Source organism: Microbacterium sp. 22179 (genome assembly GCF_052045715.1).
Classification (GTDB): Bacteria; Actinomycetota; Actinomycetes; order Actinomycetales; family Microbacteriaceae; genus Microbacterium; species Microbacterium galbinum.
Map to the genome: position 1 here is coordinate 88,464 of NZ_JBQEPJ010000008.1, position 21,442 is coordinate 109,905.

A 21,442-nucleotide genomic window follows, 5' to 3' on the forward strand; every position below is an offset into this window, starting at 1 on the left:
GGACATGAGACGATTCCGAGGATGGATGCCGCCAACGATGCCGAACTGCGGGAACTCCGCGCCCGCGCCTACGGCCCACGGGCCGACATCACGAACGACCGCGCCGCGATGCGACGTCTGCGCGAACTCGAAGCGGTCCGACGTGCCGAGCTGAGCGCCGCGACGGCTCCCGCAGGACCGCCGGTCGGCGCGGAAGAGGCGGATGCCGCGCCCGCCGAGCAGCTCCCCACCGACGCGGCACCGGCGGTCGCCGCCCGCTCCGCTGCCCCCACCGCCGACGACGGCGAGCCCGAGTGGTGGCAGCCCGACGACGAGACCGAGGCGGACGCTCGCGTCGGGGCGACGGCATCCGTTCCTCGTCGGCGACGCGTGCTCTGGGCGCTCTCGGTGATCGCTTCGGCCGCCGTGGCTGCCGGCGTGACCTACGCGCTCACCGGGGTTGCACCGGTGTCGGCATCGTCGGGTGTGCCGCAGACGACGACCCTGCATCCGACCTCGGCGACCCTCGTGCCGCAGGACTTCATGGGCGCCATCGAGAGCACTCCCGTGTACGACTTCTACGGCCTCACGCTCTTCCTCGGCGAGGGCGGCTTCGGCGGCCCCATCGGGCCCGACGACGCCTGCATCATCGCCGTCTCGACCACCGACGTCCCCGCGCTCGACTCCTTCGACGGGTCGTCGTGGTCGATCGACGGGCCCGTCTACACCGGCTGCAGCGCAGGGGCGTTCCCCGCGAGCATCGAGATCCCGCTCCACGCCGATGTGCCCCCAGCACTCCGCGCGCGCTTCTCCGGCAGTCGAGCGATCCAGTTCGTGCTCGACGGTGACCGCATCGGGGTGTTCGTCGACGGCGGCTGAACGATGACGATCCGCCTCTAGGCTGATCCCGTGGATTACGCCGCCGAGCTCCGCCGCCACCCGCCCGTCGCGGGAGCGACGACCGACACCGGACTCATCGAGTTCGAATGCGACCTTTTGCGAGGCACCGACGATGAACTCGGGATCCAGGCGTACGCGACATCGTCCGCGTCGCTCGAGAGCGACGTGCTGCCGGTGCTCACGAATGCGCTGGATCGGCTCGATTCCCTCTGTCGGATGATGCCCGAGTATGACGCCGACCTGGCGATCGTGACGCTGTACGAGGGGCGCCTCGGCCTGACGTTCTGGGAGCGCACGCAGAACAACGAGTTCATCGCGATCTTCACCCCCGACGACGCCGCCCCGCACGGGTGGCGCTACGACGGGCTCGGCGACCTCTTCGGCGGCTGAGGGCGCGCGGCCGTCCCGCGCTGCGGCGGCGCACGCCCGCGGCGCACTCCCGTGCCGCACCGACTCGATAGAGTGTCTCGTCTGCACACACACCCTGGGAGACGCACATGTCGGTTGGTCTGCTCGCCGTCGTCGACGACATCCTGAGCGCGGCGATGAAGGCTTCGGCCAAGGCCGCGGGCGTCGTGATCGACGACGCCGCCGTCACGCCGCAGTACGTGCAGGGCATCACGCCCGCGCGCGAGCTGCCGGTCGTCGCGAAGATCGCCGTCGGCTCGCTGGCGAACAAGTTCGTCATCATCATCCCGGTCGCGCTGCTGCTCACGGCCTTCGCACCGGATGTGCTGCCGTACCTGCTGATCCTCGGCGGTGCGTACCTCTGCTTCGAGGGCGCCGAGAAGGTGCTCGAGTGGTTCGGGGTGCAGCACGGTCACGCCGACGAGGGCGCCCGCAACGAGAACAAGCTCGTGTGGGGCGCCGTGCGCACCGACCTGATCCTCTCGACCGAGATCATGCTCATCTCGCTGTCGAACCTCGAGGCGGGCCTCGACATCTGGACCACCCTCGCGATCCTGGCCGTGATCGCGCTCATCATGACCGGCGTCGTCTACGGCGCGGTCGCGCTGCTGGTGAAGATCGACGACATCGGCCTCAAGATGGCGAAGAGCCGCGAGAAGCGCGTGCGCCACACCGGAATGCGGATCGTGCGATCGATGCCCGGAGTGTTCCGCTTCATCAGCATCCTCGGCACGGTCGCCATGCTCTGGGTCGGCGGGCATCTGCTGCTGGTCAACCTCGGCGAGGTCGGCGTGCACTTCGGCGCCGACATCCTGCACGGGATCGAGCACATCCTCGAACCTGCGGGCGCCGTCATCGTCTGGATCGGCGACACCCTCTTCTCGGCGATCGCTGGCCTCGCCGCCGGACTCATCATCGTCGGGATCGTGCTCGCGATCGCGAAGGTCTTCGGCAAGAAGCCGAACTTCCACGAGGGCGAGGAATCCCCCGCCGACGTCCACGCCTGAGCGCCCCCGATCTGAACGCTCCGGGGGCTCAGCCGCGCGTGTGATCGGGGCTGAGCAGCCATTCGTCGAAGGTGATCGCGCCCTGGAGCGCGTCGGGTCCGCCGCGCAGCGCGCCGGAGGCCAGGCCGCGACCGTAGGCGCCGGGCAGCTTCACGTCGAGCACCCGCCGACGGATGCCGTCGAAGGCGAGCTGCCGCCGGGCGACGTCGACGAGCGTCTCGTCGTGCGGACCGACGAGATCCTGCGCTCGCCCCACCGGCCCCGCCTCGGCCACCCGCACCACGTGAGCGGCGACCTCGCGGGCGGCGACGGGGCGCATGAGCGTGCGCGGCGCGACCGCGAAGGGCCCGGCGATCTGCGCGAGCACCTGCCCCGCGAACTCGTGGAACTGCGCCGCCCGCACGATCGTGTGCGGGATCGCGCCCGCCGCAACCGCCCGTTCCTGGGCGAGTTTCGCCGCGTAGTACGCGGTGTCGATGCCGTCGATCCCCACGATCGAGAGCGCCACGTGGTGCTCCACCCCGACCTGTGCCTCGCCCGCGAGCAGGGTGCGCGTGCCGGTCTCGAAGAAGTCCCGCGCCTTCTTCTCCGACAGCGTCATGATGCTGGTGACGTCGATGACGGCATCCGCTCCGGCGAGCGCCTCGATCACCCCCTCACCGGTGAGCACGTTCACCCCGCTCGCGCGCGAGAGCACGACGACATCGTGCCCGGCCTCGCGGGCGGTGCGGGTGACGTGGCGTCCGACGGTTCCGGTGCCTCCGGCGACGGCGATCCTCATGGGTCTTCCTCTCGTTCGGGGTGCCCTGCGCGTCACCCTGTCACAGGTCCGACGATGCAGTGGGCGCGAGTGTGAGGTCGGTAGTCTTCGAGAGCACCGGTCTTCGAGAGCACCGGCGACGAGGAGAACCCGTGGACGACGACCAGGACGACGTGTTCGGCGAGCGCCGTCGCCTCACCTCCCTCGCCTACCGCATGACGGGAACTCTGGCCGATGCCGAGGACGTCGTGCAGGAGACGTACGTGCGCTGGTATCGCCTGACGGATGCCGAGCGCTCCGGCATCCTCAACCCGCCCGGGTGGCTCACCACGGTCGCGAGCCGCATCTCGCTCGACCTGCTGACGTCGGCGCGGCGACGACGCGAGCAGTACGTCGGGCAGTGGCTGCCCGAACCTGTGCCGCTCGACCTGTTCGTGGGCGCGGAGCGGATCGCCCCGGCATCCGTCGCCCTCGACGACCCGTTGGAGCGGGTCGCGCTCGACGACTCGGTATCGACCGCGCTGCTCGTGGTGCTCGAGTCGATGACGCCGGCCGAACGGGTCGCGTTCGTGCTGCACGACATCTTCGACGTGCCGTTCCCCGAGATCGCCGAGATCCTCGGGCGCTCGGCGGCGGCGGTGCGTCAGCTCGCGACCTCGGCCCGGCGGCATGTGCGCGAGAATCGCACCACCGCGGTGCCGCGCGCCGAGCACGACCGGGTGGTGCGGGCGTTCCAGCACGCGAGCCGTTCGGGCGGTATCGAGCAGTTGCTGCGGGTGCTCGCCCCCGACGTCGAGCTGCACAGCGACGGTGGCGGGGTCGTGCGCGCGGCGCTCAACGTCGTGTCCGGCGCCGATCGCGTGGCCCGGTTCCTGCTCGGGATCGCGGCGAAGCGCCCCGACATGCAACTGGAGGAGATCGAGACCGGTGACGGGATCGCGCTGCTGTTCCGCGAGTACGGCGAGGTCGTCAGCGTCGTGAACCTCGGCGTCACCGCCGGGGCGGTGACCCGCGTGTGGATCATGATGAACCCGCACAAGCTGTCGCACTGGCGCACCGACGTCGCCGCATCTCAGTAGGGCGGCGCGAGTCCGTCGAACATCGGGAAGTGCTTGACGTTGCGGGTGAGAAGCTCGGCTCCGAGGAGATCTGCTGTGGCCGCGACGATGAAGTCGGCGGCATCGATCCCCGAGTATGCGGGAAGCCACCGACGGCCGAGCTCACCGGCGCGCTCCGCGACCGCCCGATCGACCGGGTGCCAGATGATCTGGTCGATCAGCGGCTCGATACGGGCCAGCTCATGATCGCGGATCAGGACGAGGAGCTCGGTACGCACGATCTCACTCGAATGCAGAGCGCCTCTCTCGACCGCAGAGAGGAGAGCCTGGTGCGCCCCGAGGATCCCCCGCGTGTGATCGATCAGTACGGACGTATCGATGAGGCTGATCATGAAAGTCAAGCGAGACGTCGCCCGGAGCGGATGCCGTCGACGAGCTGCTCCCCCGAGATGTCAGAGGTCACAGCGCCGAAGGTCGCCGCGAGGGCGCGCCGCGTTGCGTCTTCGTCGTCGACGTGGCCGTACGTCGAGTGGATCGCCTGACGGATGAGACTGCTCATCGACAGGCCCGTACGGGTCGCGACGGCGTCGAGCACGCGACGGTCGTCGTCGCTCAAGGAGATCTGCGTGCGCTTGAGGCTCATGATGTAAGGACTATACATCGCGACTCATTCGCGCGACAGACATGAGAGAGGAAGCATCCACCCATCCTGTCGAGCTCAGCACGTCGATCGATGGCGAGCAGACCCGCCCGCACCGACCGACGCGAAAGCGACAGAAACGGGTCGCTGTGCAGGAGCACTGGCGCACCGACGTCGCCGCATCCTGATACCGTCGGCGATGCGCTTCCCGCAGCGCAGACCCAGGAGAACCCCGTGCAGATCAGGGATGCCGGAGTCGCCGACCTCGAGGCGCTCACCGAGATACACAACCACGCCGTGGCGCACACGACCGCGATCTGGAACGAGGACTCCGTCGACGTCGACGACCGGGCCGCGTGGCTGGGCGAGCGTTCGTGCGACGGATTCCCGGTGATCGTCGCCACGGATGACACGGGCGTGCTCGGCTACGCGTCGTTCGGTCGGTGGCGCCCGCACAGCGGCTATCGGCACACGGTCGAGCACTCGGTCTACGTGCGCGAGGGGCAGCACGGACGCGGCATCGGACGCGCCCTGCTGACCGCGCTGATCGAACGGGCCCGAGCCCAGGGCGTGCACGTCATGGTCGCCGCCGTCGAGAGCGGCAACGCCGCCTCGGTCGCCCTGCACGAGAAGCTCGGCTTCGTCGAGGTCGGGCGGATGCCGCAGGTCGGCGCAAAATTCGGACGCTGGCTCGACCTCACCTTCCTGCAGCTCACGCTCGACGAGCGGGCCACCCCCGCACCGGCATCCTGAGCATGGATCCCCTGAACTGGCTCGTCGAGGCGTTCAACTCGAACTGGGTGCTGCCCGGCGGGCAGACGCTCCTCGTGCGCGAGGTCGTCGGAAACGCCTTCGGTCTCGCGAGCGCGATCGGCGGGATGCGCCGGCGCATCTGGGCCTGGCCCGTCGGCATCATCGGCAACGTGCTGCTGCTGACCGTCTTCCTCGGCTCGGTGCTCAGCCCCGACCACTCGCTGCCGCACCTGCTCGGGCAGGCCGGACGCCAGGTGATGTTCATCGCCGTCGCGATCTACGGGTGGGTGCGCTGGCGTCAGGCCGAGGGCGGTCGGATCCAGCCGCGGTGGGCGCCGACCGGAGCGCGCATCGGACTGGTGCTCGCCCTGATGATCGGCACGGTCGCGCTGACCCCGCTCTTCCGGGCGCTCGGTTCGTGGGAGCCCGTCTGGGCCGACGCCTGGACCTTCGTCGGGTCGCTGCTCGCGACCTACGGCATGGCCAAGGGCTGGACCGAGTTCTGGCTGATCTGGATCGCCGTCGACGTGGTGGGCGTGCCGCTGCTGTTCAGCTCGGGCTATTACGCCACCGGACTCATGTACGTGTTCTACGGCGGGTTCACCGCGGTCGGTTTCATCGTGTGGATGCGCACGCAGCGGCGGGCGGTCGAGCCGATCCTCACCGCGCAGACCGGGCTGATCCCCGTGCAGAAGAGTGTGCAGAAGAAGAGCGCCCGGGGATCAGCAGCACGACCCCCAGCAGCAGACTGATCCCGAGCGCCACCATCTCGCCGATCGCCGATGCGAGCGGCATGTGCGCGAGGTGGAACGCGTGGTACGCGAAATGCAGCGTGCCGAAGACCGTCCAGGCGAAACCGAGCACGCGGTACGCGATCGGGTGACGCCAGATCAGCCCGCCGATGCTCGCCGCTCCGAGCGCCAGGTACATGGCGCCGACATCGCGGATGAGGTGCTCGTTGAACGGCCCGTCGACCGAGACCCACGAGCCGAGCACTCCGGGGAACGAGTCGTAGAAGCTCTGTGCCGCGAAGTACGCCCAGCCGCCGACGAACAGCGCGAGCAGGGCGGAGAACGCGAGGGCGAGGAAATGGAGTCGTCTCATGCTCGTGATGACGACGCGGGAGGGGCGGGTGTGAGGTCGGGGGTCGCCCGTCGCACCGCGGCCCCGCCCCCCGGGCTCAGCCGCGCTCGCGCCCGCGCAACACCCCGGCGAAGAGCACCACGGCGACGCCGACCGCGGGGATCAGCAGCAGCCCCGCGCGCAGGCTCGTCGCGTCGGCGATCAGCCCCACGACGGGCGGAGACAGCAGGAACCCGAGGCGCATGAGCCACGAGACGACCGTGAGACCGGTGCCGTGACGCAGGCCCGGCAGCACATCGGCCTCGTTCATCGCGGCGGGAACCAGGGTCGCCACACCGAACCCGGCGGCGGCGAAGCCGATGATCGTGCCGGGGATCGTGGGGAACGCGAGCGCGACACCCATGCCCACCACCACGATCACGCCACCGGCGCGCGCGACGAGTCGCTGGCCGAAGCGGTCGACGAGGCCGTCGCCGAGCAGACGCCCGATGAACTGCGCGCCGACGAGCGCGATGAACCCGGTCGCCGCGATCGCCGCGGGGGCGCCGAGCGAGCCCAGGTACAGGGTCGCCCACGAGTTGCCCGCGTCTTCGACGATCGTTCCGGCCATCGCGATGATCACCAGGGCGATCAGCATTAGGACCACGCGAGGACGGATGCCGGCGCGCACCGCCGCGCGCACGTCAGCGGGGTCGGCCACCGCGTCTTCGTCGGCGGCCGCACCCGCCGCATCGAGTCCGGGGAGGCAGAACCGCAGCGCCGTCAGGGACACGGCCGAGAACAGCACCGCCGAGATCGCGAGGTGCACACCGATTGGCAGGCCGAGGGCGATCGCCGCGGCGGCCATCGATCCGCCGAGCACCGCACCGATCGACCAGACCGCGTGGAAGGAGTTGAGGATCGAGCGGCCATACCCGCGCTGCACGCGCAGACCGTGCGCGTTCTGAGCGACGTCGGTGATGGCATCCATCGCGCCGCCGATGAAGAGGCCCAGCGCGAACAGCAGCACGCTGGGCGCGAGACCGGCGGCGAGGACGCCCACGCTCGTGAGCACGGTGCCGACGACCGCGACCTTCGCCGAGCCGAAGCGCCGGATCAGGGCCGCGGCGGCGAGACCCGCGACGATCGCGCCGACCGGGAACGAGGCGACGGCGAGACCGTAGACGGTGTTGTCGAGCCCGAGCTGCTCTTTGATCTCGGGGTAGCGCGGCAGGATGTTGGCGAACAGCGCCCCGTTGGTGAGGAAGAGCGCGGCGACGGCGCCGCGGGCGCGACGATCGGCACGCGTGGGTGCGGTGGTGGTGGTCATGTCTCTTCCGTGCGGCTTCAGCGAGTGGTGATGCGCTCGACGGCAATGGCGACCTCGGCCGGGTCGCGCTCGTCGTCATCGAGGGCGCGGTGGATCGAGAGGCCTTCGATCAGGGCGTCGAGCATCCGGGCGGTCTGCGGGTCGAAGTGCCGTTCGAGGGCCACGCGGCTCCGGGCCATCCATGCCGTCGTGATCGCCCGGTAAGCGGGATCGCGGGCGGCGAGCGTGTAGATCTCGTGCGAGAGAACGAGCTCGCGCGCGTCGCCGAACACGTCGCGCAGGATCAGCTCGACCACCGCGGCGCGCGCCTCGGCGGGGTCGGATGCCGCCGCCATCCGCTTCTCGAACCGCTCGCTGATCTCGGTGCCGAAACGCGTGAACGCCTCCCGCAGCAGGTCGTCGATGCCGTCGAAGTAGTAGGTCATCGACCCGAGGGGCACACCGGCGGCCTCGGCGATGCGACGGTGCGACGCCCCCGCGACGCCGGACTCGGCGACGACGTCGAGGCAGGCGTCGATGATGCGGTCGCGGCGCGCGGGATCGTTCTGACGCCCGCGGCGACTGCCCGGCTCAGGCGCCATCGGCCGTGTTGATCTCGCGGATCACGCGCGCCGGGTTGCCGACGGCGACGACGTTCGCCGGGATGTCACGGGTGACGACGGCGCCCGCGCCGATCACGGAGTTCTCGCCGATGGTCACGCCGGGGCACACGATCACTCCCCCGCCGAGCCACACGTTGTCGCCGATGACGATGGGTTCGGCGGCCTCGAGCTTGTCGCGCCGCATCGTCGGGTCGATCGGATGCGTGGGCGTGAGCAGCTGCACGTTCGGGCCGATCTGACAGTCGGCACCGATCGTGATCGAGGCGACGTCGAGTGCCGTGAGGTTGAAGTTCACGAAGCTGCGCGCGCCGATCGAGATGTGATCGCCGTAGTCGACGTGCAGGGGCGGACGGATCGCGACGTCGTCGCCGAGGTCGCCGATGAGGTCCTGCAGCCAGCCGCGCGCGGCCGGGTCGCCCGAGATCGTCTGCCGGTGGTAGAGGTCGGCCAGGCGCGCGGCGCGGGCCGTGCGGGCGGCGAGCTCGGGGTCGTCGCCGATGTACAGGTCGCCGGCGAGCATCCGTTCCCGCTGCGTGCGGGGGTCGCCCGCGAAGTAGTCGGTCATGGATCGAGGGTATCACCGTGTGCGTACGATCGTACGCACTATCTCACACGGCGAGGCGAGGGGCCAGGGCCGACAGCATCCGCAGCTTCTCGTGGCTCTCGCTCCCGGGGATCGCCGTGTAGACGAGCAGCGCCTGCGACTGCTCCGGATCGAGCAGGCTCTGGCAGGTGAGTTCGAGCGCCCCGAGATCGGGGTGCACGAAGCGCTTCGTCTCGCGCGGGCGGAGCCCGACCTCGTGCGTCTCCCAGATCTCCCGGAACTCGGCGCTCTGCGCGTGCAGATCGTCGGCGATCGCCGCCGCCCGCGACCGGGGGCCCCGCCGTGCGATCACCTCGCGCAACCCCGACACCCAGAGCCGGGAGAGGTAGTCGTGCTCGTCCTCGGCGTACAGCTCGCGCGTGCGCGGGTCGCTGAACCAGCGGTACCCGATGCTGCGCTCGGGACCACGCAACGATGCCGTATCGCCCGTCAGCGCGATCCCGAGCGGCGTCTGCCGCAGCGTCTCGCCGAGCTCGCTGACGATCTCGGCCGGGGTGTCACCCAGACGATCGAAGATGCGCAGCATGCCCGGGCCGATGTGGTCGCCCGCTCCCCCGCGGGGCGGCGGTTCGTGCCCCGCGAGGCGGAAGAGGTGGTCGCGCTCGTCGATCGTGAGGTGCAGGCCCTGCGCGATCGCGGCGATCATCTGCTCCGAGGGCAACGGCCCGTCGCCGCGCTCGAGACGGGCGTAGTAGTCGGCCGACATATGGCTGAGCGCCGCGACCTCCTCCCGGCGCAGCCCCTCGGTGCGGCGGCGCTGACCCCGGTGCAGCCCGACGTCCTCCGGCTGCAGGCTGTCGCGGCGCAGTCGCAGGAACCCCGCCAGCGCCTCTCTGTCGATCGCCATCCGGCACCGTCCTTTCGCCGCACCGATCCTCGCATCCGCGGCCGAGGCGTATCCACTGCATGACGTGTCCTGGATGCGCGGGGCCGACGACCGCACGCTGGAAGCAGACCACGAAGGAGCACACCATGACCCGCAGAAGCATCGACATCGAGATCCCCGACCTCACCGGCCGCCGCGCCGTCGTCACGGGAGGCAGCGACGGCATCGGCCTGCGCATCGCGACCCGCCTCGCCGCCGCCGGCGCCGAGCTGGTGCTGCCCGTGCGCAATCCGGCGAAGGGCGAGGCCGCGGCATCCGTCATCCGCGCCGCCGCACCCGACGCCCGCGTGCAGATCGCCGCGCTCGACCTCTCGTCACTGGCCTCCGTCGCCGCACTCAGCGAGAGCCTGCTGTCGGACGGACGACCGATCCACCTGCTCGTGAACAACGCCGGCGTCATGACTCCGCCCGATCGCCAGACCACCGCCGACGGCTTCGAGCTGCAGTTCGGCACCAACCATCTCGGCCACTTCGCCCTCGTCGCGCACCTGCTTCCGCTGCTGCGGGCCGGGCGGGCACGCGTCACCTCGCAGGTGAGCGTCGCCGCGAACCAGGGCGCCATCAACTGGGACGACCTCGCATGGGAGCGTTCGTACAACGGCGGGCGCGCCTACAGCCAGTCCAAGATCGCGTTCGGGATGTTCGGGCTCGAGCTCGACCGTCGCAGCGCGGCCCACGGCTGGGGCATCACGAGCAATCTGTCGCACCCGGGTGTCGCTCCGACGAACCTTCTCGCGGCGCGACCCGAACTCGGGCGATCACGCGACACCGTGGGTGTGCGCGTGATCCGCTGGGCGTCGGCGCGCGGCATCCTGCTGGGCACACCCGAGACCGCGGCACTGCCCGCGCTGTACGCGGCGACGTCATCGGATGCCCGGGCCCGTCGCCTCTACGGCCCGAAGGGACCCGGACACCTCGGCGGTGCACCGGCCGAGCAGCCGCTCTACTCACGGCTGCGCAGCGAGGCGGATGCCGCGCGCATCTGGCGGCTGTCGGAGGAGCTGACGGGTGTCGCGTTCCCTGACGCCGCGATCAGTCGGTCGACCGCGAGCTGAACAGCCCGCGCAGCACGAGGAAGACCACGACCGCGACGACCAGCACGATGGCGAGCTTGGCGACGAACCAGAGGATCGAGAACAGCGCGCTCACGATCCACCAGGCGATCACGATCGCCACGATGACGCCGAGGATGGTCCAGAGGTTCTTGGTCATGCCTCCAGCCTAGGTTCCCTGTGGTCGCCGCCTGCTCAGGCCGCCGGGATCTCGTCGATCGAGAAGTACACCGGCAGCCCGCGCTCGCGGGCGATCTCGACGTCCTTGTCGGCGCCGGCGGATGCCCCGGGCAGACGCAGCACCGCATCGCAGTGCTGCAGCAGTCGGTGCGCGGTCTCGTACATGACGTCGCCGTCGAGGCTCTCCTCGGCGCTCCGGTCGGGACCGAGCGTGCGCAGGATCGGCAGCGCGACCCATTCGCCGATCATCGGCACGTGCCCGAGGCGGAAGATCGGAGCGGATGCCTCTTCGAGCCGCTCGAGGTTGGCGGCGATGCGCGCGGGGTCGCCGTCGGTTCCGGAGCGGTAGGGACCGGCGATCAGGATCAGCAGTGGAGTTCTCATGCCGAAGACTGTAGCGTTAACCGTGCAAGAACGTGCAACTTCATGAAGGAACGCAAATGCTCGGTGCGCAGCGCAAGACCCATCTGCTCGAGATCCTCGCCCGCGACGGCCGGGTCGTCGCGAAGGACGTCGCCGCCGAACTCGCGCTCTCCGAGGACTCCATCCGCCGCGACCTGCGCGAACTCGCCGACGAGGGCAAGGTCATCCGTGTCTACGGCGGCGCCCTCCCCGTGCCCGCCGCCGACCGCCCCGTCGACGAGCGGTCGGACCTCGCGACGGCGAGCAAGGAGCGGGTCGCGCGGCGTGCGGCCGACGGCATCCGTCCGGGCTCGACCATCGTGCTCGACGCCGGCACGACCACCCTCGCCCTCGCCCGTCTGCTGCCGACCGGCGCCGATCTCACCGTCATCACCCCGAGCCCCGCGATCGCCCTCGCGGTCGCCGCGCACTCCGATGCGCGGGTCGTCATGATCGGCGGTGAGCTGTCGCGGCACTCGATGGTCGCCGGGGGCGCCCTCGCGATGGAGGCGATCCGTCACCTGGCCGCCGACACGTTCTACCTCGGCGCCACCGGCATCCACCCCGAGCACGGCCTCACCACCGGCAGCCTCGACGACGCCGTCACCAAGCGCGCCATCGCTGAGCGCTGCGCCGAGACGATCGTGCTCGCGAGCGAGGAGAAGATCGGCGCGGTCTCTCGCTTCCCCGTGCTCGATCTCGCCGCCGTGACCGCCGTGATCACCGATCCGCTCGACGAGAATCCGCTGATCGCGGGGCTGGGCTCGGCGATCGCGCGTCCATAACTCCGGAAGAACATCGGCGAACCGCCACGTTCGCACCGCTTTCGGACTCCGCAGACTCGTTTTCGAGGAGTTATGAACCGCAACCGGCTCAGACCGGTACCGAAGCGGTACCCAACTCAGGAACAACGGGCGAAACCGCACCGAGAACAGTCGATTCGGACCGCCCGGTCCCTGATCTTCCTGAGTTGGGGACGCGGGGTGCGCGTGACTCCGGAGAATCGGAGGGTTCGGGCCGGATTCGACCGAATCGGGGCCGGCGGCACAAAGTCTTCCGGAGTTACGCGCACCGTCCGTCACACTTCCCGCGGCTACGGCGTCAACACTTCGACGGCGCACCCCGCGCCGACGAAGGAGACAACGTGTCGCACGTCAACATCGGCAAGACCTACCCCGCTCCCTACCAGGCGATGCTCGCGTTCGCGGGCACGGCCGCCGAGGCCGGAACGGATGCCGGGCTCTCGCCGCTGCTCGTCGAACTGGTGAAGGTGCGGGCCTCGCAGCTCAACGGCTGCGCGTTCTGCCTGCGCATGCACGCCGCGGATGCCGTGAAGCACGGCGAGACCGCCGATCGCCTGGCCGTGCTCGCCGGCTGGTGGGAGTCGCAGTACTTCAGCCCCGAGGAGCAGGCCGCCCTCGTCATCGCCGAGCGGGTGACGCTGATCGGCGACCACGGGCGTCTGCCCGATCGCGGCATCACGCCCGAAGACGTGCTGACCGAGAAGCAGATCGCCGCGGTCACCTGGCTCGTCGTCGTGATCAACAGCTGGAACCGGATCGCGATCACGAGCCACTACCCCGTCGCGCCCTGACCGCACGCGGGCCTGAACGGAGAGGGAGGGGAGGACGCTCCCCAGCCTCCTCCCCTCCGTGATGCCTCGGACCGACGGGGAGACGGACCGAAGACGTGGCGCGCGATGAGGGAACGGCGCCATCTACTACGACGAGACCGGTGCGATTTTCTTACGCGGATTCGGTGGTGACTTCGACGGGAGGATGCTCCGCCGCCCACGAGGCGAGCAGACGCAGCCGCTCGGCCGACGGCGATCCGGGTTCGGCGGTGTAGATCATGAGCACGTTGCCGGGCTCGGCGGTGATCGCGAGTTCCTCGTAGGCGAGCGTCAGCTCACCGACGACCGGGTGCCGGAACCGCTTCGTGCCGGTGCCGTGGATCCGCACATCGTGCGCCGCCCACAACGCGCGGAAGACCTCGCTACGGGTCGACAGCTCGCCCACCAGATCCTGCATGCCCTTGTCGTGCGGGTCGCGACCCGCCTCGGCGCGCATGATGCCGACGCACATGCTCGCGAAGAGATCCCAGTCCGGGTAGAAGTCCCGCGACGCGGGGTCGAGGAACTGGAAGCGCGCGAGATTCGGGGTGCGCCCGCCATCGCCGATCACGGGCGAGTAGAACGCGCGGCCCAGCTCGTTGGTCGCGAGCAGGTTCTGGTTCGCGTCGCGCACGAAGGCCACGGCATCCGTCATCGCGGCGAGCGCCCACGTCAGGCTCGGCCGCGGGGCACTCTGCTTCGTCGCCCGGCGGCGCGCACGCCCGCTGGCGGGCACGCCGTCGGCGGCGCGCGCCAGGTCGAGCAGATGCGCCCGCTCGGCCTCGTCGAGCAGCAGCGCCCGCGACAGCGCATCGAGAACGGATGCCGACGCCCCGGCGAGCGCGCCCCGTTCGAGTTTCGCGTAGTACTCCACGCTCACCCCGGCGATCGCTGCGACCTCACTGCGCCGAAGCCCGGCGACACGACGGTTGGTGCCGGCGGTGAGTCCCACCGCCTCGGGGGTGAGCCGTGCGCGGCGGGTCATCAGGAACTCGCGCACCTCGGATCGGTTGTCCATGACTTCAGGGTAGGTCGCAGGTCGCCTCTGCGGGAGGCGTGAGGGGTGCCCTGCCGGTACACCCCTTCGCAGGGACTCCCTTCCCCCTCACGGGAGGCGCACAGTGGGAAGCATCCACTCAGAGAAGGAGACCACCCACATGCGTGGAGTCGTCATGCACGCCCCCGGCGATGTCCGGACCGAAGACCTCGAGATGCCCGTCATCGTCGAGCCGACCGACGCGATCATCCGCGTCACCGCGACCTGCATCTGCGGGTCGGACCTCTGGCCGTACCGCGGCCTCGAGCCCCTCGCCCCGCACGGACAGCGGATGGGCCACGAGTACATCGGTGTCGTCGAGACCGTCGGCGATTCCGTGACCTCCGTCGCGCCCGGAGACTACGTCGTCGGCTCGTTCGTCGCCTCCGACAACACCTGCGAGATCTGCCGGGCGGGCTACCAGTCGCGCTGCGTGCACCAGGTGATGATGGGCTCCGTCGGCACCCAGGCGCAGTACGCGCGCATCCCGCTCGCCGACGGCACCCTCGTGAAGACGCCGGGTGAGCCCTCCGCCGACCTCGTGCCGTCGCTGCTCGCGGCATCCGATGTGCTCGGCACCGGCTGGTACGCGGCCATCGCCGCCGAAGCCGGCCCCGGCAAGACCGTCGCGGTCGTCGGTGACGGCGCCGTCGGACTGCTCGGCGTCCTCGCCGCGAAGCAGCTCGGCGCCGAACGCATCATCGCGATGTCGCGTCACGCCGACCGCCAGGCGCTCGCGCGCCGCTTCGGTGCGACCGACATCGTCGAGGAGCGCGGGGATGCCGGCGTCGCCGCGATCAAGGAGCTGACGGGCGGGCTGGGTGCGCACAGCACCATCGAGGCCGTCGGCACGCAGGAGTCGATGGAGCAGGCGATCCGTGCGACCCGGGCCGGCGGGCACGTCGGATACGTCGGCGTCTCGCACGAGGTGTCGCTCGACGGCTTCGAGCTGTTCTTCTCGAGCGTGCACCTGCACGGCGGGCCTGCTCCCGTGCGCGCCTACCTGCCCGAGCTGATCCAGCTCATCTGGGACCGCGAGATCGACCCCGGCGTCGTCTTCGACCTCACGCTGCCCCTCGACGAGGCATCCGAGGGGTACAAGGCGATGGACGAGCGCCGTGCGACCAAGGTGCTGCTGACGACGGATTGACCGTCGGCTTTCGAGAGGAGACACCGTGAACATCGAAGCATCCGTTCCCACCACGAAGAACCCGCCGGAGCAGTTCGCCGGCGACGTCTGGCTCGACGTGATCGCCGCCCCGCATGAGGCGGGCCAGCGCGCGACCGTCGCCCTCGTGCGCTTCGCGCCCGGCGCCCGCACCGCCTGGCACTCGCATGCGCGCGGCCAGTACCTGCGCGTGACCTCGGGTGTGGCCCGATTCGGCGACCGCGACGGCAACATCATCGAGGTGCATCCGGGGCAGACGCTCTACACGCCGCCCGGCCAGGATCACTGGCATGCCGCGGCGCCCGGCTGCTTCATGGAGCACATCGCGATCCTCGAAGCGGGCGACGACCCGGCGGCGACCACGACGTGGAAAGAGCACGTGTCGGATGCCGAGTTCGACGGGGCGGTCGTCGCATGACCGGCTGGACGGGCGGGCAGCGTTCCGTCGGCGACATCGCCCCGGCCCTCGCCCACTACACGGATGCGGTGCTGTTCGACGAGGTCTGGGCCAGGCCCGAACTCTCGCCGCGCGATCGCAGTCTCGTCACGGTGTCGGCGCTCGTCACGCTCGGGGCCGTCGATCAGCTCGAGTTCCACCTGGGCTTCGCCCGCGACAACGGCGTGACCGAGGAGGAGCTGGTCGAGGCGATCACGCACTTGGCGTTCTACGTGGGGTGGCCCCGGGCGATGGGCGCGATCGCGGCGGCGCGAAAGGCATTCGCGGCGTCCTGAGTGACGGCATCCGGCTGTTCTCCTGCACGACTTCGGAGTTGTCGGGTCTCGCCTCTCGCACGGCACAACTTCGGAGTTCGCGGGCGACACGCCGGGGGACGGATGCCGCAACGCGGCGTGTCTCGTCGGATCTCCGAAGTTGTGCGGGGCGGGGCTTCGACGGGATCGGCGACCAAAGCGCCCGCCACCGTCATAAACCGGGGGCTTTCTCGTCTCTTATCCGGAGGGTTCGATACGCGAGCCCCGAGAGGTGGGGCAACGAGATGAGCAATCCTTCCATGAATGCCGGGTGGTACCCGGCACCCGACGGATCCGGCCACTCCTGGTGGTGGGACGGGGCGCAGTGGATGCCGCCCCAGGTCGAGGCGTCGCCGATCCCTCCCGCCGGCCCCGGCACCCTCCGCCTCGCCATCGTGGTCCAGGTGCTCCTGTTCGCCAGCGCCGCCCTGGCCCTCGCGACCGTCGCCGTCGAGGCGTTCGGCATCGCGAGCGTCAGCGACTACCTCGGCGGCAACGATGGCGCGACCTCGACGATCACGACCTACGACACGCTCTCCGCCGTCGTGGCGCTCCTCTCGCTGATCGTTCTCGTCGGCACCGGCATCCTCTGGGCGATCTGGCAGTACCGCCTCGCCACGCAGGTGCTGGGCCGCGCCCGCCGCAGCCCCGGCTGGCATGCGGGATCATGGTTCATCCCCGTCGTCAACTGGTGGTTCCCCTACCAGAACGTCTCCGACCTCTGGCGGGCAGCCGGGCGCGCTCGGCCCGGCTGGCAGATCGCGTGGTGGGGGCTCTGGATCGCGAGTTCGGTGACCGGCAGCATCTCCGCCCAGATGTCCTTCCGCGCGCAGTCGCTGGAGGAGTATCTCGTCGCGATGATCGTGAGCCTCCTCAGCTCGCTGTTGATGCTTGTAGCGGCGATCTTCGCCGTGCGGCTCGTGCGGCAGCTGACCCGCGCCTACGCGTAGACGGCGGCGCGAGCCCGGGTACCGTGGGCAGGTGTTCGAAGAGACCGTGACCGACCGCCTGATCCTCACTCCCATCGCATCGACGAATGCTCGGACCGTCGACGCGATCTTCGCGCTGCAGTCCGATCCCGCGACGTGGGCGCATCTGCCGGAGGCCGTCGAGACCGACATCTCCCAGAGCCGGGCTCGCGCGGCCGATCACGGAAAGTCGTGGGCGGAGTTCGGCCTCGGCTGGTGGTTGCTGCGGCTGCGCGCGCCCCTCGGAGACCTCGACACCGAAACGGTCATCGGGATCGGCGGGGCTGCGATCCGACCGCATCAGGCCGCCGCATGGAACCTCGGATACCGGCTCGCTCCGGGCGCCTGGGGACACGGGCTCGCGACCGAGGTCGGCCGTGCGGGCCTGGCCGCGGCGACCGCCGCCCGCCCCGATCTACCCGTCACCGCCCGCGTGCTCGCCCACAACCGCGCGTCGTGGCGCACGCTCGAGCGGGTGGGTCTCGCACAGGTCTGGGAGGGAGACGCGCCCGCCGACTACGCCCTCACGTCGGGCATCCAGCGACGTGTCTATGCCGATCGTGCCCTGCCCTCGGAGCTGCGCGACCGTCTCATCGCCCTGGGCTGATCCGGTCGCACCCCGCACAACTTCGGAGTTCTCGGGCGACACGCCGGGGGACGGATGCCGCGACGCAGCGTGTCTCGTCGGATCTCCGAAGTTGTGCGGGGTGGGGGCGCTTCGACGGGCTCAGCGCCCCACAAGGGGCGCGGACCCTCAGGCGTACAGGAGGTCGTCGGCGACAGCATCCGCCCAGTCCGGCACCGCCAGGTGAGCGGGGTCGTCCCACTCGCCCGCGACGATCTGCGCGAAGGCACCGCGCATACCGAAGAGCTTCTCGAGCGGGCTCCAATCCGACTCCCCCGGCATCGGCACGAGCGAGCGTTCGACGAGCGCGCCCGGGTGCAGCTCCTCGATCAGCGACAGCAACCGCACGCCGGCCGACACGGGGCGCAGCGCCTCGGCATCCGTCACGTGCAGGATGATGCCCTCGCACGCCTCGCCCGCGTGGTCGCGCACGAGCGGGGTGAACCCGTAGGGCACGGCGGCCAGTCCCGGCAGGCCCGCGGCGTTGACGGCGGAGGCGTAGCGCTCCCCGTCGATGAACGGCGCCGCGATCACGCGGAACGGCACGGCAGTGCTGCGACCCTCCGACACGTTCACGCCCTCGGCGAGACAGGTTCCGGGGTACAGCAGCGTCGTGGTGGGGCTCGGCAGGTTCGGCGACGGCGGCATCCAGGTGCGCTCCCCTCCGCCGATCGCCGCATCGCGGGTGAGACCCGCCACCTCGACGACCTCGAGCTCGACGTCGATGCCGCGCGTGCGCACCCAGTGCCGGGCGAGTTCGCCGATCGTGAGGCCGTGGCGGATCGGCATCGTCCAGCGGCCGACGAGGGACTGCGCGCCCTCGTCGAGCATCGGCCCCTCCGCGCGATCGAGCCGCCCGCCGAGCGGGTTCGGGCGATCGAGCACGACGACCGCGACGCCCGCATCGGCGCATGCCTCGAGCAGGTGGCTCATCGTCCAGACGTACGTGTAGAAGCGGGCGCCGACGTCGGGCAGGTCGACGAGGACGACGTCGAGGTCGTCGAGATCGGATGCCGACGGCCGCACCGCATCGCCATAGAGGCTGCGCACCTCGACGCCGGTGACGGGATCGCGCAGGTCGCCGACGTGTTCTCCCTCGCGTGCCCGCCCGCTCAACCCGTGCTCGGGCCCGAACAGCCGCGCGAACGAGAAGCCCGTCGCGGCGAGCGCCTCCCTCCCCCGCAGCAGCCCGGAGGTGAGTGCGAGGTCGTTCGTCAGCATCCCGATCCTGCCGCCGGTGAGGCGGGCGAGCAGATCGGGGCGGATGTCGCGGCGGATCAGTCGGTCGATACCGAGGTGCACGGAGGGCATGTGATCAGTCGATTCTGTGGTCGGTGACGGCGTTGAAGGTGCGCTGGAGGTTGTCGGCGATGGTGTCGTAGTCGGCCTGGGCGATGCGGGTGAACAGGAAGTCGAGCACTGCGAGCTGCGCGATGCGGCTGGCCATCGCGCCCGAGCGGAAGGTCGACTCGGAGACGGCGGTGAACAGCACGAGATCGCAGACCCGCGCGAGCGGCGAGCGCGGGTTGTTGGTGATCGCAATGGTGGTGGCGCCTGCACGGGCGGCGACCTCGGCCGACTGCACGATCTCGAGCGTGCGCCCGGAGTGCGAGATCGCGATGGCGACGTCGCGCTCGTCGAGCAGGGCGGCGCCGGTGAGCGCGAGATGCAGATCGGTGCGTGCCTGGGCCACGAGTCCGGCGCGGTGCAGTTTCTGCTCGAGGTCTTGAGCGGCGAGTCCGCTCGATGCGGCGCCGTAGATGTCGATGCGGCGAGCGCCGCGCACGGCGCCGACGCACGTCTCGAGCACGTCGATGTCGATCTGGCGCGCGGTGCGCTCGATGGCGGATGCCTCGGCGAAGGCGATCTTGCGCACGGTCGTGAGGGCGTCGTCGTGGCGACTGACATCGCTCTCGGACACCTGGAAGCGCTCGCGTTCGGAGGCCGTGCGGTCGAGTTCTGTGGCGAGGGCGAGGCGCAGATCGGGGTAGCCGGAGAAGCCGAGGCTCTGCGTGAAGCGGGCGATGCTGGCGACCGAGGTGCCCACGGCGAGGGCGAGCTGCGTGATGGAGTTGTCGACCGCGCTCTGCGGATCGGCGAGGACGTGCGAGGCGATCTTGCGCTCGGTCGGCGTGAGCACGGACAGCCTTTGATGGATGGCGGTCATCGCACTGGTGGTCACGCGAACAGACTTGCAGAATCATGTTACGGATGGAAGTCATTTCCAGAAACTACTTGCGGCTCCGTAATTTTTTATCCAAAGTGGGGCACAGGCATTCACAGCAGAGCGCCCCGGTCCCGTCCGACGGCTCTCATCAACCGAGAGGATTCCCATGCGACACCGCACCACCCGACTCGCGTTCACCGCGGGCCTTCTCGTCACCGGGCTCGCCGTCGCGGGCTGCGCTCCCGCCGCGTCCAGCGGTGACGGGGACGGCGAAGAGGTCACCCTCAAGATCTGGTCCTGGCAGGCATCCTCGTCGCCGAAGTGGGAAGCCGTCTTCGACAAGTACGAGGAATCGCACCCCGGCGTGACCATCGAGTTCGAGGGCTACCAGCCCACCGAGTACAACCAGATCCTCGCCACCGGCCTCGAGGGCAGCGACGGACCCGACATCGCGATGCTGCGCGCCTACGGCGGCATCCAGCCCGCGATCCAGTCGGAGCAGATCGTGCCGATCGACGACATCGTCGACGGTCTCGACCAGTTCGACCCGACCGTGCTGCGCGCCGCTCAGGGCAAGGACGACGGGGCCACCTACGGCGTGCCCTTCGCGTACCAGACCATGCAGATGTTCTACAACAAGACGATGTTCGACGAGATGGGCCTCGAGGAGCCCACCGACTGGGACGAGTTCATCGAGCTGCAGGACACCCTGCTCGACGAGGGCGTGACGCCGATGGCGCTCGGCGCCCGCGAGGACTGGGTGCTGCCGATGTTCCACGACATCGTGGGTTCGGCCAACTACGGCGGCGCCGACTTCGAGGAGAAGGTGCTCGCCGGCGAGACCGACTTCACCGACCCCGCCTACGTGTCGTCGCTGCAGATCGTGCAGGACATGCAGAAGTACCTCGACAAGAACGTCAACGCGATCGCCGTCGCCGACGCCGTGCTGCAGTTCACCTCGGGCCAGGCCGCGCAGTGGCCCGGCGGCTCGTTCGACCTGCCGACGTTCCAGAACTCGGCGCCCGACACCGAGTGGGGCGTGTACGAGGTGCCGCCGGCCCCCGGCAGCGCCCTCGACCACGCGGTCACGCCGGGCTACGCCGACGGCAGCTTCGGCATCAACGCCGCGAGCGAGAACCAGGATGCCGCGACCGAGCTGCTCAACTGGATGACCACGACGGAGTTCGGCCAGCTCGTCGCCGACGAGGTCGATCAGTTCTCGGCGCTCCCGGGCGTCACCTACTCCGACCCGCTCATGCAGGAGATGAACGAGGCGTACACCGCCAACCCGGCGCCGTACCTGCTGCTCGTCGACTTCCGCTACGGCGACCCGACCGGCACCGCAGTGCTCGGCCCGGACATCCAGGCGATGTTCCTCGGCGACAAGACGCCCGAGCAGCTCGGCGCCGACCTGCAGTCCGGGGTCTCCACCTGGTTCACCCCGGGTTCCTGATCCGAACACGAGGGGGCGTCGATCCGGCGCCCCCTCGCGG

The 21,442-nt window shown here is 70.1% G+C and carries 28 protein-coding genes; 15 read left to right on the plus strand and 13 right to left on the minus strand.

From position 1 onward, the window contains the following. The first annotated feature begins 21 nt into the window (after positions 1 to 21). The 3 genes from ACTJKK_RS15525 to ACTJKK_RS15535 all read left to right on the plus strand — a co-directional run bounded on the left by ACTJKK_RS15525 (position 22) and on the right by ACTJKK_RS15535 (position 2,294). Positions 22 to 858 (plus strand): hypothetical protein, encoded by an 837-nt coding sequence (locus tag ACTJKK_RS15525; RefSeq protein ID WP_440748633.1) that lies wholly within the window; start codon positions 22 to 24, stop codon positions 856 to 858. A gap of 30 nt (positions 859 to 888) precedes the next feature. After that, the gene (locus ACTJKK_RS15530) at positions 889 to 1,269 is read left to right on the plus strand and encodes a hypothetical protein (protein ID WP_440748634.1); all 381 of its coding nucleotides are present in this window, start codon (positions 889 to 891) and stop codon (positions 1,267 to 1,269) included. A 107-nt stretch (positions 1,270 to 1,376) separates the two neighbouring features. Then, on the plus strand, positions 1,377 to 2,294 hold the full coding sequence (locus ACTJKK_RS15535; RefSeq protein WP_440748635.1) for a DUF808 domain-containing protein: 918 nt from the start codon (positions 1,377 to 1,379) through the stop codon (positions 2,292 to 2,294). A gap of 28 nt (positions 2,295 to 2,322) precedes the next feature. Here the strand turns inward: ACTJKK_RS15535 and ACTJKK_RS15540 are convergent, their stop codons facing one another. After that, positions 2,323 to 3,075, minus strand: a complete 753-nt coding sequence (locus tag ACTJKK_RS15540) for an SDR family oxidoreductase (protein ID WP_440748636.1) — start codon at positions 3,073 to 3,075, stop codon at positions 2,323 to 2,325. A 131-nt stretch (positions 3,076 to 3,206) separates the two neighbouring features. On the opposite strand from ACTJKK_RS15540, the gene sigJ reads away from it, so the two are divergent. Beyond that, entirely contained in the window at positions 3,207 to 4,133 is a 927-nt protein-coding gene (gene sigJ, locus ACTJKK_RS15545; RefSeq protein ID WP_440748637.1) for an RNA polymerase sigma factor SigJ, read from the plus strand. Here the strand turns inward: sigJ and ACTJKK_RS15550 are convergent. Both ACTJKK_RS15550 and ACTJKK_RS15555 read right to left on the minus strand, forming a co-directional pair. Then, positions 4,127 to 4,504: a type II toxin-antitoxin system VapC family toxin gene (locus ACTJKK_RS15550; protein WP_440748638.1), complete on the minus strand. Its 378-nt coding sequence runs from the start codon at positions 4,502 to 4,504 to the stop codon at positions 4,127 to 4,129. The two genes, sigJ and ACTJKK_RS15550, sit on opposite strands and share 7 nt — an antisense overlap. Positions 4,505 to 4,509: 5 nt before the next feature. Next, the gene (locus tag ACTJKK_RS15555) at positions 4,510 to 4,755 is read right to left on the minus strand and encodes a ribbon-helix-helix protein, CopG family (RefSeq protein ID WP_440748639.1); all 246 of its coding nucleotides are present in this window, start codon (positions 4,753 to 4,755) and stop codon (positions 4,510 to 4,512) included. Positions 4,756 to 4,986: 231 nt separating this feature from the next. Between ACTJKK_RS15555 and ACTJKK_RS15560 the strand changes: the two genes are divergently transcribed. Then, positions 4,987 to 5,505 carry a GNAT family N-acetyltransferase gene (locus ACTJKK_RS15560; protein WP_404597072.1) on the plus strand — a complete coding sequence of 173 codons (519 nt, stop codon included), beginning with the start codon at positions 4,987 to 4,989 and terminating at the stop codon, positions 5,503 to 5,505. A gap of 2 nt (positions 5,506 to 5,507) precedes the next feature. Further along, positions 5,508 to 6,257 (plus strand): nicotinamide riboside transporter PnuC, encoded by a 750-nt coding sequence (gene pnuC / locus ACTJKK_RS15565; protein ID WP_440748640.1) that lies wholly within the window; start codon positions 5,508 to 5,510, stop codon positions 6,255 to 6,257. Here the strand turns inward: pnuC and ACTJKK_RS15570 are convergent. The 5 genes from ACTJKK_RS15570 to ACTJKK_RS15590 form a co-directional block, all read right to left on the minus strand. Continuing rightward, positions 6,166 to 6,609 carry a hypothetical protein gene (locus tag ACTJKK_RS15570; RefSeq protein ID WP_440748641.1) on the minus strand — a complete coding sequence of 148 codons (444 nt, stop codon included), beginning with the start codon at positions 6,607 to 6,609 and terminating at the stop codon, positions 6,166 to 6,168. The genes pnuC and ACTJKK_RS15570 overlap by 92 nt on opposite strands. Before the next feature lie 76 nt (positions 6,610 to 6,685). Beyond that, the gene (locus ACTJKK_RS15575) at positions 6,686 to 7,897 is read right to left on the minus strand and encodes an MFS transporter (protein ID WP_440748642.1); all 1,212 of its coding nucleotides are present in this window, start codon (positions 7,895 to 7,897) and stop codon (positions 6,686 to 6,688) included. A gap of 17 nt (positions 7,898 to 7,914) precedes the next feature. Continuing rightward, a complete protein-coding gene (locus ACTJKK_RS15580) occupies positions 7,915 to 8,478 on the minus strand; it encodes a TetR/AcrR family transcriptional regulator (protein ID WP_247624145.1) in 564 nt (187 codons plus the stop codon). Then, on the minus strand, positions 8,468 to 9,064 hold the full coding sequence (locus tag ACTJKK_RS15585; protein ID WP_440748643.1) for a sugar O-acetyltransferase: 597 nt from the start codon (positions 9,062 to 9,064) through the stop codon (positions 8,468 to 8,470). Before ACTJKK_RS15585 ends, ACTJKK_RS15580 begins: the two co-directional genes overlap by 11 nt. 43 nt (positions 9,065 to 9,107) lie before the next feature. After that, entirely contained in the window at positions 9,108 to 9,950 is an 843-nt protein-coding gene (locus ACTJKK_RS15590) for a helix-turn-helix transcriptional regulator (protein WP_440748644.1), read from the minus strand. Between the two features lie 125 nt (positions 9,951 to 10,075). Between ACTJKK_RS15590 and ACTJKK_RS15595 the strand changes: the two genes are divergently transcribed. Then, positions 10,076 to 11,044, plus strand: coding sequence for an SDR family oxidoreductase (locus ACTJKK_RS15595; RefSeq protein ID WP_440748645.1), 969 nt, complete (start codon positions 10,076 to 10,078; stop codon positions 11,042 to 11,044). Here ACTJKK_RS15595 and ACTJKK_RS15600 read toward each other — a convergent pair. Continuing rightward, complete coding sequence (locus ACTJKK_RS15600) at positions 11,022 to 11,201, minus strand: hypothetical protein (protein ID WP_247633496.1); 180 nt, start codon at positions 11,199 to 11,201, stop codon at positions 11,022 to 11,024. The genes ACTJKK_RS15595 and ACTJKK_RS15600 overlap by 23 nt on opposite strands. Before the next feature lie 35 nt (positions 11,202 to 11,236). After that, entirely contained in the window at positions 11,237 to 11,605 is a 369-nt protein-coding gene (locus ACTJKK_RS15605; protein ID WP_247957197.1) for a DUF4406 domain-containing protein, read from the minus strand. 56 nt (positions 11,606 to 11,661) lie between these two features. Here ACTJKK_RS15605 and ACTJKK_RS15610 point away from each other — a divergent pair, with 56 nt between their 5' ends. Next, the gene (locus tag ACTJKK_RS15610) at positions 11,662 to 12,408 is read left to right on the plus strand and encodes a DeoR/GlpR family DNA-binding transcription regulator (RefSeq protein ID WP_440748646.1); all 747 of its coding nucleotides are present in this window, start codon (positions 11,662 to 11,664) and stop codon (positions 12,406 to 12,408) included. A 359-nt stretch (positions 12,409 to 12,767) separates the two neighbouring features. Continuing rightward, a complete protein-coding gene (locus ACTJKK_RS15615; protein ID WP_247633493.1) occupies positions 12,768 to 13,217 on the plus strand; it encodes a carboxymuconolactone decarboxylase family protein in 450 nt (149 codons plus the stop codon). Between the two features lie 151 nt (positions 13,218 to 13,368). Here ACTJKK_RS15615 and ACTJKK_RS15620 read toward each other — a convergent pair whose 3' ends face one another. Beyond that, a complete protein-coding gene (locus tag ACTJKK_RS15620) occupies positions 13,369 to 14,253 on the minus strand; it encodes a helix-turn-helix domain-containing protein (RefSeq protein ID WP_440748647.1) in 885 nt (294 codons plus the stop codon). A gap of 139 nt (positions 14,254 to 14,392) precedes the next feature. Between ACTJKK_RS15620 and ACTJKK_RS15625 the strand changes: the two genes are divergently transcribed. From ACTJKK_RS15625 to ACTJKK_RS15645, 5 genes are all read left to right on the plus strand, one after another. Beyond that, the gene (locus ACTJKK_RS15625; protein WP_440748648.1) at positions 14,393 to 15,421 is read left to right on the plus strand and encodes a zinc-dependent alcohol dehydrogenase family protein; all 1,029 of its coding nucleotides are present in this window, start codon (positions 14,393 to 14,395) and stop codon (positions 15,419 to 15,421) included. A gap of 25 nt (positions 15,422 to 15,446) precedes the next feature. Beyond that, positions 15,447 to 15,857 carry a (R)-mandelonitrile lyase gene (locus tag ACTJKK_RS15630; RefSeq protein ID WP_440748649.1) on the plus strand — a complete coding sequence of 137 codons (411 nt, stop codon included), beginning with the start codon at positions 15,447 to 15,449 and terminating at the stop codon, positions 15,855 to 15,857. Further along, positions 15,854 to 16,171, plus strand: coding sequence for a carboxymuconolactone decarboxylase family protein (locus ACTJKK_RS15635; RefSeq protein ID WP_247633490.1), 318 nt, complete (start codon positions 15,854 to 15,856; stop codon positions 16,169 to 16,171). Before ACTJKK_RS15630 ends, ACTJKK_RS15635 begins: the two co-directional genes overlap by 4 nt. Before the next feature lie 263 nt (positions 16,172 to 16,434). Beyond that, positions 16,435 to 17,139, plus strand: coding sequence for a DUF4328 domain-containing protein (locus ACTJKK_RS15640; RefSeq protein ID WP_440748650.1), 705 nt, complete (start codon positions 16,435 to 16,437; stop codon positions 17,137 to 17,139). Between the two features lie 31 nt (positions 17,140 to 17,170). Beyond that, on the plus strand, positions 17,171 to 17,764 hold the full coding sequence (locus ACTJKK_RS15645; RefSeq protein ID WP_440748651.1) for a GNAT family N-acetyltransferase: 594 nt from the start codon (positions 17,171 to 17,173) through the stop codon (positions 17,762 to 17,764). Positions 17,765 to 17,911: 147 nt separating this feature from the next. Here ACTJKK_RS15645 and ACTJKK_RS15650 read toward each other — a convergent pair whose 3' ends face one another. Next, positions 17,912 to 19,093, minus strand: a complete 1,182-nt coding sequence (locus ACTJKK_RS15650) for an exo-beta-N-acetylmuramidase NamZ family protein (RefSeq protein WP_440748652.1) — start codon at positions 19,091 to 19,093, stop codon at positions 17,912 to 17,914. 4 nt (positions 19,094 to 19,097) lie between these two features. Beyond that, a complete protein-coding gene (locus tag ACTJKK_RS15655; protein ID WP_440748653.1) occupies positions 19,098 to 19,964 on the minus strand; it encodes a MurR/RpiR family transcriptional regulator in 867 nt (288 codons plus the stop codon). A 151-nt stretch (positions 19,965 to 20,115) separates the two neighbouring features. Here ACTJKK_RS15655 and ACTJKK_RS15660 point away from each other — a divergent pair, with 151 nt between their 5' ends. After that, entirely contained in the window at positions 20,116 to 21,402 is a 1,287-nt protein-coding gene (locus tag ACTJKK_RS15660; RefSeq protein WP_247624130.1) for an ABC transporter substrate-binding protein, read from the plus strand. Positions 21,403 to 21,442: the final 40 nt, after the last annotated feature.

Excerpts from the sequence above, each read along its gene's own strand:
- ACTJKK_RS15635 (WP_247633490.1), top strand. The coding sequence starts at position 15,854 with ATGACCGGCTGGACGGGCGGGCAGCGTTCCGTCGGCGACATCGCCCCG.
- ACTJKK_RS15580 (WP_247624145.1), bottom strand. The coding sequence starts at position 8,478 with ATGGCGCCTGAGCCGGGCAGTCGCCGCGGGCGTCAGAACGATCCCGCG.
- ACTJKK_RS15550 (WP_440748638.1), bottom strand. The coding sequence starts at position 4,504 with ATGATCAGCCTCATCGATACGTCCGTACTGATCGATCACACGCGGGGG.
- ACTJKK_RS15660 (WP_247624130.1), top strand. The coding sequence starts at position 20,116 with ATGCGACACCGCACCACCCGACTCGCGTTCACCGCGGGCCTTCTCGTC.
- pnuC (WP_440748640.1), top strand. The coding sequence starts at position 5,508 with ATGGATCCCCTGAACTGGCTCGTCGAGGCGTTCAACTCGAACTGGGTG.
- ACTJKK_RS15605 (WP_247957197.1), bottom strand. The coding sequence starts at position 11,605 with ATGAGAACTCCACTGCTGATCCTGATCGCCGGTCCCTACCGCTCCGGA.
- ACTJKK_RS15640 (WP_440748650.1), top strand. The coding sequence starts at position 16,435 with ATGAGCAATCCTTCCATGAATGCCGGGTGGTACCCGGCACCCGACGGA.
- ACTJKK_RS15570 (WP_440748641.1), bottom strand. The coding sequence starts at position 6,609 with ATGAGACGACTCCATTTCCTCGCCCTCGCGTTCTCCGCCCTGCTCGCG.
- ACTJKK_RS15585 (WP_440748643.1), bottom strand. The coding sequence starts at position 9,064 with ATGACCGACTACTTCGCGGGCGACCCCCGCACGCAGCGGGAACGGATG.
- ACTJKK_RS15620 (WP_440748647.1), bottom strand. The coding sequence starts at position 14,253 with ATGGACAACCGATCCGAGGTGCGCGAGTTCCTGATGACCCGCCGCGCA.
- ACTJKK_RS15600 (WP_247633496.1), bottom strand. The coding sequence starts at position 11,201 with ATGACCAAGAACCTCTGGACCATCCTCGGCGTCATCGTGGCGATCGTG.
- ACTJKK_RS15590 (WP_440748644.1), bottom strand. The coding sequence starts at position 9,950 with ATGGCGATCGACAGAGAGGCGCTGGCGGGGTTCCTGCGACTGCGCCGC.
- ACTJKK_RS15555 (WP_440748639.1), bottom strand. The coding sequence starts at position 4,755 with ATGAGCCTCAAGCGCACGCAGATCTCCTTGAGCGACGACGACCGTCGC.
- ACTJKK_RS15610 (WP_440748646.1), top strand. The coding sequence starts at position 11,662 with ATGCTCGGTGCGCAGCGCAAGACCCATCTGCTCGAGATCCTCGCCCGC.
- ACTJKK_RS15535 (WP_440748635.1), top strand. The coding sequence starts at position 1,377 with ATGTCGGTTGGTCTGCTCGCCGTCGTCGACGACATCCTGAGCGCGGCG.
- ACTJKK_RS15540 (WP_440748636.1), bottom strand. The coding sequence starts at position 3,075 with ATGAGGATCGCCGTCGCCGGAGGCACCGGAACCGTCGGACGCCACGTC.
- ACTJKK_RS15595 (WP_440748645.1), top strand. The coding sequence starts at position 10,076 with ATGACCCGCAGAAGCATCGACATCGAGATCCCCGACCTCACCGGCCGC.
- ACTJKK_RS15625 (WP_440748648.1), top strand. The coding sequence starts at position 14,393 with ATGCGTGGAGTCGTCATGCACGCCCCCGGCGATGTCCGGACCGAAGAC.
- ACTJKK_RS15650 (WP_440748652.1), bottom strand. The coding sequence starts at position 19,093 with ATGCCCTCCGTGCACCTCGGTATCGACCGACTGATCCGCCGCGACATC.
- ACTJKK_RS15525 (WP_440748633.1), top strand. The coding sequence starts at position 22 with ATGGATGCCGCCAACGATGCCGAACTGCGGGAACTCCGCGCCCGCGCC.
- ACTJKK_RS15575 (WP_440748642.1), bottom strand. The coding sequence starts at position 7,897 with ATGACCACCACCACCGCACCCACGCGTGCCGATCGTCGCGCCCGCGGC.